Genomic DNA, 15,273 nt, shown 5'->3' with positions numbered 1-15,273 from the left:
GCACTACCTGCTACAACTGCGTCCGGACAACCTGTTGTTGACAATCCAGCATCCCGACGTGGAACCTGTGTTTACCGAGGCGCGTTATAATGCCGGCTATCGCTTCGCCTCCCTGGAAGCCGAACGTCTGGCATCCTGGCAGGATCCACAGCCCAATCCGGCGCTGGCAATCCGGGCGCTGAACCCCTTTATTCCAGACTCTCTGGAGCTGACGGAGCGTGTAGACACACCGTCCGAGCTACCCATAGCCTTGCTGGAAGAACCGGGTTTCACCCTCTGGTATCAACAGGATCAGCAATTTCAGCGTCCTCGGGCAGATCTCTATCTGGCTATCATGACGCATCTGGCACTCGCCAGTCCGGAGAATGCAGTCATGGTTGAACTTTACACCCGGATACTCAACGATCAGCTCAACAGTCTGCTGTATGATGCGTCGCTGGCGGGGCTGAATGTATCGCTTTACGCTCACCTGCGCGGTGTTTCACTGCAACTGTCTGGCTATAACGACAAACAGCCCAAGCTGCTCGAGAAGCTGCTACCTATCCTGCATGCGCCAGAAATTACGGCTGCACGTTTTGAACGGGTACGCCTGCAACTTGAAGAACACCTGATCAATCAACGTCAGGAAGGCCCTTATCAGCTGGCGATGCAGCAGTTATTCACCGGACTCATGTCACGCTGGAGTACAGAAGACCGTCTCAACGCCCTGGCAGAGATCACTCCGGAGCAGTTGCAGCAGTTCCTCAATGAGCTGTTCATGGAAACTGAAGTGCGTATTCTGGCACATGGAAACCTGACACCTGACACCGCACTGAGTATGAGCGAGCAGATTCGATCCACGCTGCTGTCAGGCTCCAACCCGGTCACCGGGATTCGCGTGCCGGTCGTCGACTTGCCTCTGGACCAGCCGCTAATCGACACCCTGAGCCTGGAGCACACGGATGCCACACTGGTGCGCTATCTGCAGGGCAGTGACCGCAGTCTGGAGCAGCGTGCTCGCGTAGCCCTGCTGAATGAAGTCATCTCTACGCCGTTTTATTCGCGTCTACGCACCGAGAAGCAGTTGGGTTATATCGTGTTTGCCAACTACCTGCCAATGAGCGACGTACCCGGCATCGCCCTGATAGTCCAATCTCCAGTAGCCGACCCGCTGAAACTGGCGAATGAGTATGATCTGTTTATGTCGCAAATGCTGACGGAACTGGAGTCTCTGACAGATGCACAACTGGAAGAGTTCAGACAGGGGTTAAGATCCCGCCTGTTGCAGCCGGACATGCGCCTGTCGGAGCGCTCTCAGCGCTATTGGCGTGAACTGGATCGTGACGGCAGCTTTACCTCGCATCTGCAACTGGCAGAACAGGTGAGCCTGGTTCAGCGCGAAGACCTGGTCGAACAACTGCAGGCTTTGCTGGAGCGTCAATATGATATTCGCAGTTTTGGCGGCTTGCTGCCAGACAGTGATAAGGGCATAGAGATCCCCGATTTCAGTGGCACCGAGACGCTGCAGCAACGCCGCCAGCAAAGCCTGTTCCACTGAGTCATGACCAGGTGTGTTTCATTCAGTCGAACAGGGGTGCCAGGTTCGGCTGAAAGGACTCTTCCAGAAGCCTGAAACGCTCTTCCGGTTCAGGCTCCTGCTGCAATGCCTCCAGACGACGATAGAAATTTGTTGGCGCCAGCATATCCCGACCGACAGTTTCTCCCGTTTCTGTCTCAAATGTCAGTTCACCGCTAAAGCCGACATCCGGATCACAATCACGGCTAAGCCCCAGTGCAAAACACTGCTGCTCTCGTATGTCTTCAGTTATCTCAGCAAAAATACGCTCTTCACCCTGAAGTGCATAGACAACTTCCGAAGTATTCATCACGGTCTGTACCTCAGGCTCAACCAGACTTGGAGAATACATAATTACCACTGGTTCGGGAGGAAGAGTTGGTGCAGAAGGATAGACTTCCGGCATGATCTCGGGATCAAAGGACTGCCATCCCTCACGCATTTCAAAAACATCCTGGCCATGGAAACGCCCGCCAGTATAGCCTTCCGGCACGACAACATCATACTCGAGCGGCTGCGCCATCACAGGCACAGCCAAACTGCACAATATCAGCCACCGGACAGGCAGACGCATCACGCCTCAGCACTCCATGGGATAGATAGATTCAGCATACAAGGCTAGCTCTTCCAGTACCTGTTGATCTGTCTCAGTCAATTCACGCTCCGCCGCAATACGGTTCAGCTCATCAAACAGTTCCGTCATCGTCAGACAACCGTCGTTATCAGGACCCAGCAGCTGTCGACTCCGGTATTCTTCCCAGTGTAGCTGCTCCTCTTCCGTCAAACTACCTGGAAAATTACGCGCCTTGTAGCGTAACAGTAGTTCCGGTAACCGCTGATCCTGAAAAGGCGGCTTAAGTCCCTGCAGCAGCTCTGGAGGCGTTTGACGCACCTCTTCCATCAAGTGCCGATCTGAATCAGCAAAAAAACCACCCGAATAGAGCATATGATCCGGATTACGGTCCGCTGGCAGATCCTGCTCAGTGTATAACTGCTGCAGCTTGCTCATCCACTGTTCACGTGTAGCACGCAAGCTGGCCAGGTGCTTGCGGCACTGCTCTCCGGAAATGCTCAGACGCTCGGCTTCACTCGGGCTGAGCATACCGGCAGGTGCCAGTACCGGACAACGATTGGCATGGACCAGTTTCAGTGCCACTCGGGGAGTATCCCCTGGCAGTTCATCCTGACGGGTATATAACAGTGCTTTCAACTGCTCCACCGACAGGTCCAGCAAAGGTGCCGGATCATGGCGCAAATCCCAAACGATCACCGCATTGCGGTTTACCGGATGCTCGGCCAAAGGCGCTATCACGGCCAGATTACCCTGCTCAACCGGATAACGGGAGGATGCATGCAAGACTGGCTTCATCTGCTGAATATCCAGCATTTGCCTGACCGCCTGCTTGCCACGATTCTGAAATACAAAATCAAACAGGCGTGGTTGCTTCTGTTTGACCAGTTTGGCCAATGCAATCGTCGCCCAGACATCCGAAAGTGCATCATGCGCCTGATCATGCGCCAGACCATTCGCCCGGGTAAGATCTTCCAGACGCAGACTGAGCGCGCCGGACTCATAGCAAGGCCACTCGATACCATCCGGGCGCAGCGCCCGGGTCAGGCGCAGCATGTCGATGATATCCCAGCGAGAACAGCCATTTTGCCACTCACGCGCATAGGGATCGAAAAAGTTGCGATACAGGGTGTAACGTGTAACTTCATCGTCAAAACGCAGACTGTTGTACCCTACCGCACAGGTACCTGGCTGAGACAACTCGGCATGTATACGTTGAATAAACTCGGCCTCACACACACCCGCCTGCAAGGCTTTCTGCGGCGTAATTCCAGTCACCAGACAGGCCATCGGGTGTGGCAGAAAATCATCGGCGGGTGCGCAATAGAGCACCAATGGCTCACCCAGTGGATTAAAATCCAGATCTGTTCGCACACCGGCAAACTGCATCGGACGGTCCCGCTTGGGGTCTGTTCCCGACGTTTCATAGTCGTGCCAGTAAAAAGTTGCTGCCTGTACCATCGTGCCTTCTCATGCTTAAGTCGATTAGCCACATTATTTATGCGGCCAAGTGGTCGTGTTATGCTGAAGCCTATCAGTAAATAACCCGGGGATCATCCTATGTTGCAGGATCAGACCAGCAGTGATCAACTCTGTCCATGCCAATCCGGCAAGCCCTTCAATTACTGCTGCGGCCCTGCCATCAACGGCAGTCGTCCAGCTAAAACAGCGGAAGCCCTGATGCGCTCGCGCTATGCCGCCTTTTCAGTCGGTGCTGTAGATTACCTGATTGACTCCACCGCTGCAGAGCACCGCCGCGAAGAAGACCGGGAATTGTTAATGGAGCAGACACAAATCACCACCTGGACCGGACTTAAGATTATTGATACACAGGCCGGACAAACCGGAGATTCTGAAGGACAGGTGCGATTTGAAGCCAGTTTCGAGAGTCCCGATGGCAATGGTTTACTCAAGGAAACCTCACGTTTTCGCCAGGAAAACGGGCGCTGGTATTATGTCGATGGCGACCTGGAACTGATCAATCGCTGAGTCAAAACTGAGTAAAGTTTAACCACAACTGGCCGATATCCTGTCTAACCAAGACAGGGTTACGACCATGCGCATTGATTCCGCCCAGCTGCAATTCCACTCCAGCCATCAGGCCAGTAGTCGCTATACACGTGAAGAGCAGTTACACGTCAACCTGCCTGGACGTAACGGCCAGATGACGGAGCTGCATTATCAACACCGTCAGAGCATTGAAACCCAGCAGGTAACAACTTATAGCGACCTGAGGCATCAGGCTGGAGCAGCAGCGCTGACCCAACAAGCTGAACGCCTGGCACCGCAAGTCGAGGCCGCCAACCGCCTCGCAGAACAAGCGGCATCAACCGCAGCGACAGCTGCCAATGAAGTGGATGAGCAGGAATCCTTTCTGGAACTTTCACCTGAAGACAAATTACGTATCGCCTTGATTCAGTCGTTACTGGCCAGCCTGACCGGACGGGAAATCAACTTCAGCATCACAGACCTGCGGATTCCCTCTTCCACAGGCAAGGCCGCCGACCTGCCTGCTCATCCGGCTCAAACACCTGCAGCACTCAATCCGGCACCTCAGGCCAGTCTTGATTATCAGGTCTCAGAAACCTTCTATCAGCAGGAAAGCAGTCACTTCAGTGCCAGTGGACTGGTACGCACAGCCGATGGTCAGCAGATTCAGATAGAGCTGTCATTCAACATGAGTCGGGAACTGCTGCTGCAGCATGAGTTTTCCATGCGATTAGGGGCAGCCCTGCATGATCCTTTGGTCATCAGCTTCGATGGCCGTGCAGCTGAACTCAGCCAGGAGCGCTTTGAGTTTGATCTGACACTGGATGGACAAAAAGACTGGATTCCTCGCCTGGGTAATCATTCGGCCTTTCTGGCACTGGATAAAAACGGTGACGGAATCATTAATGATGGCGGTGAACTCTTCGGTGCCCGAACCGGTAACGGCTTTGCCGAACTGGCTGAACACGACGATGATGGTAACGGCTGGATTGATGAGAATGATGCCGTTTTTGAGCACCTCCGACTCTGGCTGAAACCCGGCAGTGGTGACAGCCAGCAACTGGTCAGCCTGAAAGAGGCTGGCATTGGGGCCATCTATCTGGGACATGCAGAAACCCCCTTCACACTGAATAACGCCCTGGGAGATGAGCGCCTCGGAGTGATCCGTTCCAGTGGAATTTACGTTTCAGAGCAAGGTAAAGCGGGTTTGATCCAGCATGTGGATCTGAGTGTTTGAGCTGTCTCCATGACACAAGTATTTTCACCTCCTCCGCACACAGGTCTTTTATTGCACCACCTGCCACCGTTAGAATAGAGTCCTTCCGGGCGAGCCTGACCATTTAAAAGGATGACCGAACCCTGTGTTCGGTTACGGTGACTGATGTTTGTAAACCTGTTAATTCCCAGATGGCGCCATCCCAATGCAGCCATTCGCTGCCATGCAGCGGCAAAACTCAACCCGCACAAACCGGCGCATGTTGAAAAACTCTGGCAGCTCGCCAATCATGACCCGGCTCCTGAAGTACAGCGTATCGCCATCACACGCCTGAATGACATACACCGGCTGCTTGAATTGCTGCAACGTGAAGACCGGCCCTTGCAATCCGAACTGGCTGCAATGCGGCTAAGTGAACTCTACGAACAACAGCACTTAAACCTGAATACCCTGGCCGATACCGGTCAATTTGCACTGACCCAGCTACTCTGCCAAAGCCAAAACAGCCTGCTGCACGAAAGCCTTTTGCCCCGAATTCAACAGCAGCCCCTGCTGGCAAAACTCGCGATGCAGTCTTCACTGGCTGCCACACGTCAGCAAGCCGCCATACGTTTAGAGGAAGACAGCTGCATTGAGTCTGTCCGCCAGTATGCCAAGGAGCATGACAAAGCTGTTTACCGTATTATTCGAGAACACCTGAAACGCAAACAACAACTGGAGACAGAAAGACAGCTGGCAGCGTCTCAGGCTGAACAGTTTCTGCAACAGCTTCACAGTCTGCTGAATCAACCCGAACACCCACATCTGGCAGCACGACTGGAACATCTACGCCAACAATGGCAGCAACTTCCACACACTGTCACCCAGGCATACACAGAGTTTCCGAAACTGTCCGACAAAGCCGATGCGCTCATTCTGCAACAGCAAGCTGCTGCTGCACATGAAGCACAACAACGCGCAGCCCAGGCTGCTCTTACAGCTCAGTTGAATGCCCTGGATCAACAACTGCAACATAGTCTGCAATCCCTATCCTCGACAAGTACTCAAGCATTACAGCAACTGTCTGACGCTTTTGAGCGCATTGCCGCTGATACACTTTTGACAACCGAACAAAAACAGTGCCTGGAGCAACTGCAACAACGATTATCCTGGTGTCAAACCCTGTCAGAAGATGCCGATGCGCTCACGACATCATTACAAGTCAGCGCCGAGGAACTGGATGATACAGCCCTGCAGTCACTGATTGGAACCGTTCAGCAACAGCTGAGTACTTACTATCACTGGCCAACAGATACTCCCAGACCTGAACTGTTGCTCAATCTTCAACGACACCTTGAGCAACTCCAGCAACAACTGCAGCACCGGCAACAACAAGCCGCGGAACAGGCTGAAATAGAGCAGTGGCAACACTTCTCTATCATCGCTCAAAAAGAGCAGCTCTGCGTCGCCATGGAGACACTGATCGATATTGACCTGCCGCCTTCAGATCGGGCTCAGCAGATACGCAGCCTGCAACAGCAATGGAAAGCGCTGGACCACAGCAATCAGGTTTCAGTGAAATCGCTCTGGGACCGTTTTCACCAGGCGGCTCAACAGGCCTATGAGCCCTGTGATCAGTATTTTCGCGAGCAGAGTCGTTTAAGAGCCTGGAACCTGACACAACGAGAACAGATATGTACCCACCTGCAAAGCTATTTTGATACCCTGGACTGGCAACAACCGGATTGGCACGCACTGGAAGCCATTCTCAAAAAAGCCAAGATGGAATGGCGTCGTTACGCACCTGTTGACCGGGCGCCCGGCAAACCCCTGCAGCTGCACTTCAACTCACTGATCCAGCAAGCTGAAACAGCTCTGGATGCACATCGAGCAGCCTGTGCCGAAGCCAAGCAGTCACTGGTGGATCACGCCGCACAACTTGCTGAGTGTGATGCAGATGAACTGCAATCAGCCACCCAGCAACTGAAACAATTACAGCAACAATGGAAGCAACTCGGTGCCACTGAGCACTCACGGGAACGTCAACTCTGGCAAGCCTTTCGCGGGCACGGCGACCGTCTTTTTGCACGCCTGAGAGCACAGCAGGATGCAACTGACTCAACATCCTCTGAAACCGATGCTCGCCTGCTTTGTATACGGCTGGAGATTTTGCTGCATCAACCCAGCCCTGAGACAGATCAGTGCCTGCGTATGGAGTACCAGATGCAGCGTCTGGAAGCAGCGCTGGAGACACCGACAACAGATCAGCAATTGAGCGAGCTGGAGCAACTGCGCCAGATGTGGAAACAACAAGGATTTGCAGAGTCTTTTCCAGAACTGGACCAGCGTTTTCAACGTCTGTTACAGCAAACCGGAAAAACTGAATAGAGGAACATAAGCCCCGCAGAATACGGGGCTTAGAGAGCATCAGCTCATATGCAAACCACCATTAATGGACAGATCTGAGCCGGTGATATAACCCGAATGCTCATCTGCCAGGAATGCAATGGCACGACCTATCTCTTCCGGATAACCAAAACGCCCCACTGGAATTGTTGAACAGATTTTTGTCTGAATATCTTCAGAAATCTTTGCCACCATGGGTGTCATGATATAACCCGGTGACAGAGTGTTAACGGTGACACCTTTTGCTGCCACTTCCTGAGCCAGTGCTTTGGTAAAACCATGAATACCGGCTTTAGCGGCCGAATAGTTACACTGACCAAACTGACCTTTCTGGGCATTGACCGATGAAATATTGATAATCCGGCCAAACCCTTTTTCCAGCATCGGATTAATCACCAGACGCGTCATATGGAACATGCTGTCGAGGTTGGCTGACAACACTTCATTCCACTGCTCCCAGGTCATTTTCTTGAACATGCCATCGCGGGTAATACCGGCATTGTTCACCAGCACATCAATACTGCCACCGGTTAACTCTTCAACTGTTTTGACACACTCTGCACAGGACACTGAATCTGTTACATCGCCATAGGCAACATCAATTTCATAACCGTCTCGACGCTGCTCTTCCTGCCACTCCTTCGCCTTGTCGTGGTTACCGCCACTATTATAGCCAGCGACCACCCGAAACCCTGCATCAGCCAATGCACGGCAAATCGCCGTACCCAGACCACCAGTACCGCCTGTTACCAAAGCTACGCGTTTTGTCATAGTTTACATCCCATTTCTGTTTCGGTTTTATTATCAATCCCTGCCGGCAGATCACGAAGCGGACACCTCGTACCGAAAACCGGCAAACGATGAATCAGATTCGTCACTCACCTTAATCATAGACGCTGAACTCCACCCGGACTAGCCTTATTCTGTTAAAAAACAGGGTTATTAACCCCACCTAGACAAAGGTCTAATTTTGCACAGCTTCGATTGACTCACTGGGTATGACCCCCTAACCTTGTTCACTTACAGAGGGTAATTGGTATTACCAATTACCCAAAAGCGACTGATTTATTCGATATAAAGAGAAAAACTATGAACTCAACGCTCCTTTCACTGCTGGCCTTTGCCCCGCTGGTATTGGCAGCTGTTTTACTGGTTGGTTTGCACTGGCCAGCCAAGCGCGCCATGCCGGTGGTGTTTGTGGTGACAGCATTGATCGCCCTGACTGCCTGGGAAATGACCTTTAATCGTGTCCTGGCCTCAACACTACAGGGGTTGATCCTGACCCTGTCGATTCTATGGATCATCTTTGGTGCAATTCTGCTCCTCAACACGCTCAAGCATTCAGGCGCCATCACCGCAATTCGTGGCGGATTTTCCAATATCAGCCCTGACCGACGTGTGCAGGTGATCATTGTTGCCTGGCTGTTTGGCTGCTTTATTGAAGGCGCATCCGGTTTCGGCACGCCCGCAGCTGTTGCTGCACCGTTGCTGGTTGCACTGGGATTCCCGGCACTGGGAGCCGTCATGGTGGGCATGATGATTCAGTCCACGCCCGTTTCTTTCGGTGCTGTCGGAACCCCCATCGTTGTCGGTGTCACTGGTGGACTGGATCGTGCAGGTATTACCGAATCACTGGTTGCCAATGGCTCTGACTGGGAAACCTTCTACCGTCTGATCACCTCTGAAGTCGCCATCATGCATGCGTTGATCGGTATTCTGATGCCGTTATTCATGGTGATGATGTTGACGCGCTTCTTCGGGCGTAACCGCTCCTGGCGCGAGGGTCTGTCTATTGCCCCCTTTGCCGTGTTTGCCGGTATCGCCTTTGTCATTCCCTATGCCGCTGCCGGTGTTTTCCTGGGTCCAGAGTTCCCGTCAATGATCGGCGCACTGGTAGGACTGATGATTGTCGTACCCGCTGCCAAAGCAGGTTTCCTGCTGCCAAAAACACCCTGGGATTTTGCGGATGCCCGTGAATGGCCGGTAGAGTGGATGGGTAATATCGAAATCAAACTGGACAGTCTGACCGCCAAGGCGCCGATGTCCATGGCACTTGCCTGGTTGCCTTACCTGCTGCTGGCTGCACTGCTGGTTCTGTCACGCGTACACGAAGGTGTTAAGGCTTTCTTTACCCAGAATCTGGTAGTGGGCTGGAGCAACATTCTTGGTGAGGCAGGTGTTTCCGGTAGCATTCAGTTCCTCTACTTGCCGGGTGGCATCATGGTACTGGTCGTACTGGCGACCTTCCTGCTGCACCGGATGAAGTTCAGTGAGCTGCGTGATGCACTGGGTGAATCCTCCAAAACCCTGCTGGGTGCAGGTTTTGTACTGCTGTTTACCATTCCGATGGTACGTATCCTGATCAACTCAGGAGTCAATATGGCCGATCTGCCGTCCATGCCTAGAGCCATGGCGGAACTGGTCGCAGGCAGTGTGGGTGATATCTATCCCTTCTTTGCCGCCAGTGTCGGTGCGCTGGGTGCCTTTATTGCTGGATCAAACACAGTGTCGAATCTGATGATGGCACAGTTCCAGTTTGATACCGCGCAACTGATCGGCGTTTCCAGTGCCATGCTAATTGCCGCACAGGCAGTGGGTGCAGCAGCCGGTAACATGGTCGCTATACACAATATTGTTGCGGCTTCAGCGACAGTTGGATTACTTGGTCGTGAAGGGCAAACCATCCGCATGACCATCATCCCGACCGTGTACTATCTGGTCATGGCAGGCCTGATCACCATGATCGCCCTGCATCTCATCGGGATTTCTGATCCACTGGTATAAACGCACATCACAGGGCCGGTATTCCGGCCCTTTCGCTTATCAGGCAGACTGCAATAGTCTGGAAAGATGTTGACGCATCCACCACCAGGCAATGACCGCCGTCAGCAGGTTTGCCAGTACCAGCGCACTGAACAACCCCTCCAGACCAAACAGGTGGTTGCCCAGCCAACCGAGTGGCAGGTACATCACAAACAGTCGAATAAGGCTGACACGCAGAGCCAGCATCGGCCGATGCAAGGCATTAAACGCGGAAGCGCTCAGGAAGGTAGTCGCCTGAAAGGCAAACCCCAGTGGTACGATAATTATCCAGATACGAATCCATCGAACGACATCGGGATCATCACTGAAAAACGCCGCCACCTGTGCTGAAAAAACCACCAGTACCAGATAAATCAAAAACTGCCACACCAGAGCAAAGCGAATCACCAGTGCATAGGCCTTTTTAACCCGTTCCATTTGTCCTGCGCCAAAGTTCTGGCTGATAAAAGGCGGCAGGCTCATCGACAGCGCCAGGCACACCAATAAGGCTAAAGACTCTATCCGATTACCAACCCCAAACGCAGCGACTGCTTCAGCACCGTGGCGCGCCACAATAGCCGTCAGAACACCATTGGCAATGGGTGTGGTGATATTGGAAAGCGAAGCAGGCAAACTGATACTGAACAATTCACGCCAGTAACGCAGCAAGGTTGGAAAACCAGGCAACCGACGGGTCAACAAATGGCGTCTATGATGGATCAGACTCAAGGCCACCAGGGTCGTCAGGCTCCAGGCCAACACACTGGCAATGGCGGCACCCTGTATGCCCAGCGCCGGAAAAGGACCCAGACCAAAAATCAATAACGGATCCAGTATCAGATTAAGCAGCGATGCCAGCAACATAATCATGGCAGAACCGCGCACATCTCCCGTTGCCCGGAGGATGCTGTTGCACACCATGTTCAGCACCATGAACACAGAACCGGCAAACCAGATCTGCATATAGGCTCGAATCAGTGGCAGCAATTCAGCATCCGCCCCCAGCATCCGGAAAATAGGATCAATCAGGAACTGTCCGCCAATACCAACAGCGATCAGCAGCAAACTGGTCACCAGCAGTATTGAGGTTGCCACGCGTGCCGCTGAGTCCGTATTCCCTTCACCGATACGACGTGCCAGGGTTGCCGAAGTGCCAATACCCAGGCCAATCGCCAGACTGACAACGGCAAACGACACCGGAAAGGTAAACGCCAAAGCAGCCATAGGGCGCGTTCCCAACTGCCCGACAAACCAGATATCTGCCAAATGAAACAGCATGATGCTGACAATGCCAAACATCATCGGCACGGTCATCTGTACCAACACCGGGCGCATCGGACCGTTCAGCAGGTCGGGATTACGATTCATGAGGTGAGCGATCACTCCGCGGCGAGTAAAAGGCGCTATTTTAGCATTGAATGCCCCGCTTTGCAGTTTGTCCGGGAGGCTTATAATGCTAGTCTTGCACACCTATGCAGGAGAAAAACACTTGATGAGGACCCTTGGACTCACCGGCGGCATCGGCAGCGGCAAATCAGCAGCTTCCGGACTCTTTGAACAACTGGGTATTGCGGTCATTGATGCTGACCAGGTCGCCCGGGATGTGGTTGAGCCCGGACAACCGGCATTGGTCGCCATTGCCGATCACTTTGGTGACCCGGCACTGACTCCCGAAGGACAGCTGAACCGACGCTGGTTACGTCAGCAGGTGTTCGATCATCCGCAACAGCGCCAATGGCTGGAACAACTGTTACACCCTTTAATTCGGGCACGTATTCTCGACTGGCTGGCACAACATTGTCACGAAGACTATGTCATACTCAGCTCACCACTACTGCTGGAAACAGACCAGCATCAGTTGGTAGATGCTGTCATTGTCGTCGATCTGCCAGAAGCGCTTCAACTGCAACGCACCTGTCAACGAGACCAGATGACCGAAGCGGCAGCACACAAAATCATTGCAGCACAGATATCACGTGAACTGCGGCTGGAAAGCGCCGACTTTATTCTGGATAATAGCGGTGATCTGGACCAGCTGGCACAGCAGGTCAATGCACTTCACCTGCACTTGAAACAGCGGGCTGACACCTCGCGCATGACGCACATGGACACTTATGACAAAACGTGAAATACCCTGCCCTCAATGTGGCAAACCGTCGCTTTATGCACCGGAAAATCTTTCGCGCCCCTTTTGTAGTGAACGCTGTCGACTCATCGATCTGGGCGAATGGGCCAGCGAAGGCTACCAGATCCCGGTAGAACCGGAACTGGATGACTTCTCTTCAGCCGATATCGATCCTGCTTCACTCACCCGTCATTAAACTTCAACTACAAGGAAACCAGGATGTTAAGTAAAGTTGTAATTCCCGTTGCCGGACTTGGAACCCGTGTACTGCCAGCCAGCAAGGCAGTCCCCAAGGAAATGCTGACCGTGGTCGACAAACCTGTTATTCAACATGTCGTCGAAGAAGCCATCGCCGCAGGTTTTCGTCAGATCATCCTGGTGACACGCAGTGGCAAACAGGCTATTGAAGACCACTTTGACCATCACTATGAACTCGAAACCGAACTGGCCCGTAAAGGCAAAACGGCTCTGCTGGAAAGCATTCGTGACATTCTTCCCAGTGATGCTGAAGTCATCAGTGTTCGTCAGCCCAAAGCACTGGGACTGGGACATGCAGTACTCTGCGCAGCTCCCGTCGTTGGCGAGGATGATTTTGCTGTGATGCTGCCGGACATGCTCATCGATAACGGCAAAGACAATCGTGATATGAGCAATATGGTTGCTGCCTGGCAATCTTCCGGACTGGGACAAATCATGGTTGAAGCCGTGCCTCAGGACCAGGTACAGCGCTATGGCATAGTGGATTGTGCCGGTGTTGCTGTACAACCGGGCGAAAGTACCCAGATTCAGGGCATGGTCGAAAAGCCTGACCCTGCCGCTGCACCGTCGAACCTGGCGATTGTCGGACGTTATATTCTGCCCGCCAGCATCATGACACTGCTGAAAAACACACCACCGGGTGCCGGTGATGAAATTCAGTTAACCGATGCTCTTCAGACATTACTGACTGATGCGGGTCTACAAGCATACTCCATGGCGGGCAAGCTCTACGACTGTGGTAACAAGTCAGGGCTGCTGCAAGCAAATGTAGCTTTTGGATTGCAACACCCGGAAACTGCGGCTGATCTGCGCGCCTTCCTGCAATCACTATCATGAAGCCAATGGCTGCTGCCCGACAGGCGCAGCAGCCTGCATTCAAATGTCAGACATGATCACGGAAACGCTACTCAAACATCTGACACTGCTGGCACTGGCAGCCATTCCCTTATCTCTCGCCATTGGTAGTTCGATTCATATTCTACTGACAAAACGCGACAGCCGTGCGGGAATCGCCTGGATTGGTCTGGTGTGGCTGGCCCCTATCCTGGGTCCACTGACCTATCTGCTGTTTGGCATCAACCGGGTCCACTCGCGTGCACAGGAATGGAAACGCAAGTTTTCCACAGACTACCGCCAGAACTACCCTTTTGATACCCGCAATCTGCAACACTATGTCCCTGCCAGCATGCAGACGCTGTCACGTCTGTCCAACAGCGTCTCCAAACAGCCCTTGCTGGGCGGTAATCACATCACCCCGCTGTTTAACGGTGATCAGGCATATCCCCGCATGCTCCAGGCCATAGAGAATGCGCAGCAGAGTGTTACACTGAGCAGTTTCATTCTGCGTAACGACCGCTTGGGCAAACAATTTGCAGATGCACTGGCACAGGCACAACAGCGCGGTGTCGCTGTCAGACTGCTGGTTGACTACATGGGTTTTCGCTACTCCTTCCCGACACTGAAATCTTATCTGAAGCGTGTGCAGCTTCCTTACGCAGAGTTCATGCCGCCGAACTGGCCACACACAATGCCTTTCCTGAATTTACGCAACCATCGCAAATTGCTGGTCATAGATGGACAACTGGGCTTCACCGGTGGCATGAATATCAGTGATCATCATTGTCGTAACCCTCAGCAATGTATTCCTATCGAAGACATACATTTTGAGCTGGAAGGACCGGTTGTCACTGAACTGCAAACCATTTTTGCCGAAGACTGGTATGCCAGTACCGGTGAGATGCTACGTGATACGCCCTGGTTTTACCCACCCAAAACACCCGGCACCACCCTGGCACGTGCGATTGCAGACGGGCCCGATGACAGGTTTAACACCTTGCGGCAGGTCATGCTCGGTGCCATCAGCTCGGCACAACAACAGATTCGCATCATGACCCCCTACTTTGTACCGGACAGCAGTCTTGAGGAGGCGCTCATCACTGCCGCTTTACGTGGTATTCAGGTACAGATTTTACTGCCAGGCCGAAACAACCTGCGGCTGGTCGACTGGGCATGTCGTCACCATCTGGCTGAGTTGATACGCCATGGTGTTGACGTGAGACTGGTAAAAGACAGGTTCACTCACTCCAAGCTGTTTATGCTGGATGACTGCTGGACACTCTTTGGCTCAGCCAACTGGGACAATCGCAGCCTGGCACTGAACTTTGAGTGTAATGTGGAATGTTATGATGACTGGCTGACGCAAGCGTTAAACCAGCATTTTGATCAGGAATTTATACAGGGTGAAGTCATCACGCTGGAATCTCTTTCCAGACAATCCGTACTGATCAAACTGCGCAACGCTGCCGCAGGACTCTTGTCACCTTATCTGTAAACAGCTCAGAGGCGATGACATATCATCACCTCTGAGTAAT

General features: G+C 52.9%; 13 protein-coding genes. 9 read left to right on the top strand and 4 right to left on the bottom strand.

Annotation, left to right across the window (positions count from 1 at the left end):
* Window positions 1-1,537: insulinase family protein (locus ADINL_RS07115; protein ID WP_193364960.1), on the top strand; the 1,537-nt coding region annotated here is incomplete at its 5' end.
* 22 nt (window positions 1,538-1,559) lie between these two features.
* On the opposite strand, the gene ADINL_RS07110 is transcribed toward ADINL_RS07115, so the two are convergent.
* Window positions 1,560-2,078 (bottom strand): hypothetical protein, encoded by a 519-nt coding sequence (locus ADINL_RS07110; protein WP_152547625.1) that lies wholly within the window; start codon window positions 2,076-2,078, stop codon window positions 1,560-1,562.
* A gap of 57 nt (window positions 2,079-2,135) precedes the next feature.
* Window positions 2,136-3,587, bottom strand: coding sequence for an exodeoxyribonuclease I (gene sbcB, locus ADINL_RS07105; protein WP_036545303.1), 1,452 nt, complete (start codon window positions 3,585-3,587; stop codon window positions 2,136-2,138).
* 99 nt (window positions 3,588-3,686) lie between these two features.
* On the opposite strand from sbcB, the gene ADINL_RS07100 reads away from it, so the two are divergent.
* The 3 genes from ADINL_RS07100 (at window position 3,687) to ADINL_RS07090 (ending at window position 7,698) form a co-directional block, all read left to right on the top strand.
* Window positions 3,687-4,115 carry a YchJ family protein gene (locus ADINL_RS07100; RefSeq protein WP_036545301.1) on the top strand — a complete coding sequence of 143 codons (429 nt, stop codon included), beginning with the start codon at window positions 3,687-3,689 and terminating at the stop codon, window positions 4,113-4,115.
* A gap of 67 nt (window positions 4,116-4,182) precedes the next feature.
* Complete coding sequence (locus tag ADINL_RS07095) at window positions 4,183-5,352, top strand: hypothetical protein (protein WP_051632619.1); 1,170 nt, start codon at window positions 4,183-4,185, stop codon at window positions 5,350-5,352.
* 144 nt (window positions 5,353-5,496) lie between these two features.
* Window positions 5,497-7,698: a DUF349 domain-containing protein gene (locus ADINL_RS07090; RefSeq protein ID WP_036545299.1), complete on the top strand. Its 2,202-nt coding sequence runs from the start codon at window positions 5,497-5,499 to the stop codon at window positions 7,696-7,698.
* 39 nt (window positions 7,699-7,737) lie between these two features.
* Here ADINL_RS07090 and phbB read toward each other — a convergent pair whose 3' ends face one another.
* Window positions 7,738-8,487, bottom strand: coding sequence for an acetoacetyl-CoA reductase (gene phbB / locus ADINL_RS07085; RefSeq protein ID WP_036545296.1), 750 nt, complete (start codon window positions 8,485-8,487; stop codon window positions 7,738-7,740).
* Between the two features lie 318 nt (window positions 8,488-8,805).
* On the opposite strand from phbB, the gene ADINL_RS07080 reads away from it, so the two are divergent.
* On the top strand, window positions 8,806-10,500 hold the full coding sequence (locus ADINL_RS07080; protein WP_036545293.1) for an L-lactate permease: 1,695 nt from the start codon (window positions 8,806-8,808) through the stop codon (window positions 10,498-10,500).
* A 39-nt stretch (window positions 10,501-10,539) separates the two neighbouring features.
* On the opposite strand, the gene ADINL_RS07075 is transcribed toward ADINL_RS07080, so the two are convergent.
* Complete coding sequence (locus ADINL_RS07075) at window positions 10,540-11,886, bottom strand: MATE family efflux transporter (protein ID WP_239644345.1); 1,347 nt, start codon at window positions 11,884-11,886, stop codon at window positions 10,540-10,542.
* A gap of 124 nt (window positions 11,887-12,010) precedes the next feature.
* On the opposite strand from ADINL_RS07075, the gene coaE reads away from it, so the two are divergent.
* Genes coaE through cls form a run of 4 tightly spaced genes read left to right on the top strand, consistent with a single transcriptional unit; the run spans window position 12,011 to window position 15,233 of the window.
* Window positions 12,011-12,646 (top strand): dephospho-CoA kinase, encoded by a 636-nt coding sequence (gene coaE / locus ADINL_RS07070; RefSeq protein WP_036545286.1) that lies wholly within the window; start codon window positions 12,011-12,013, stop codon window positions 12,644-12,646.
* On the top strand, window positions 12,633-12,839 hold the full coding sequence (locus ADINL_RS07065; RefSeq protein WP_036545283.1) for a DNA gyrase inhibitor YacG: 207 nt from the start codon (window positions 12,633-12,635) through the stop codon (window positions 12,837-12,839). The genes coaE and ADINL_RS07065 overlap by 14 nt, the downstream gene beginning before the upstream one ends.
* 23 nt (window positions 12,840-12,862) lie before the next feature.
* The gene (galU, locus tag ADINL_RS07060; RefSeq protein WP_036545281.1) at window positions 12,863-13,738 is read left to right on the top strand and encodes a UTP--glucose-1-phosphate uridylyltransferase GalU; all 876 of its coding nucleotides are present in this window, start codon (window positions 12,863-12,865) and stop codon (window positions 13,736-13,738) included.
* A gap of 43 nt (window positions 13,739-13,781) precedes the next feature.
* Window positions 13,782-15,233 carry a cardiolipin synthase gene (gene cls / locus ADINL_RS07055; RefSeq protein WP_051632618.1) on the top strand — a complete coding sequence of 484 codons (1,452 nt, stop codon included), beginning with the start codon at window positions 13,782-13,784 and terminating at the stop codon, window positions 15,231-15,233.
* Window positions 15,234-15,273: the final 40 nt, after the last annotated feature.

The organism is Nitrincola lacisaponensis, from assembly GCF_000691225.1.
Taxonomy (GTDB): Bacteria; Pseudomonadota; Gammaproteobacteria; order Pseudomonadales; family Balneatricaceae; genus Nitrincola; species Nitrincola lacisaponensis.
Note: the sequence above shows the minus strand (reverse complement) of the source record. Positions and strands in the feature narration are given on the sequence as shown.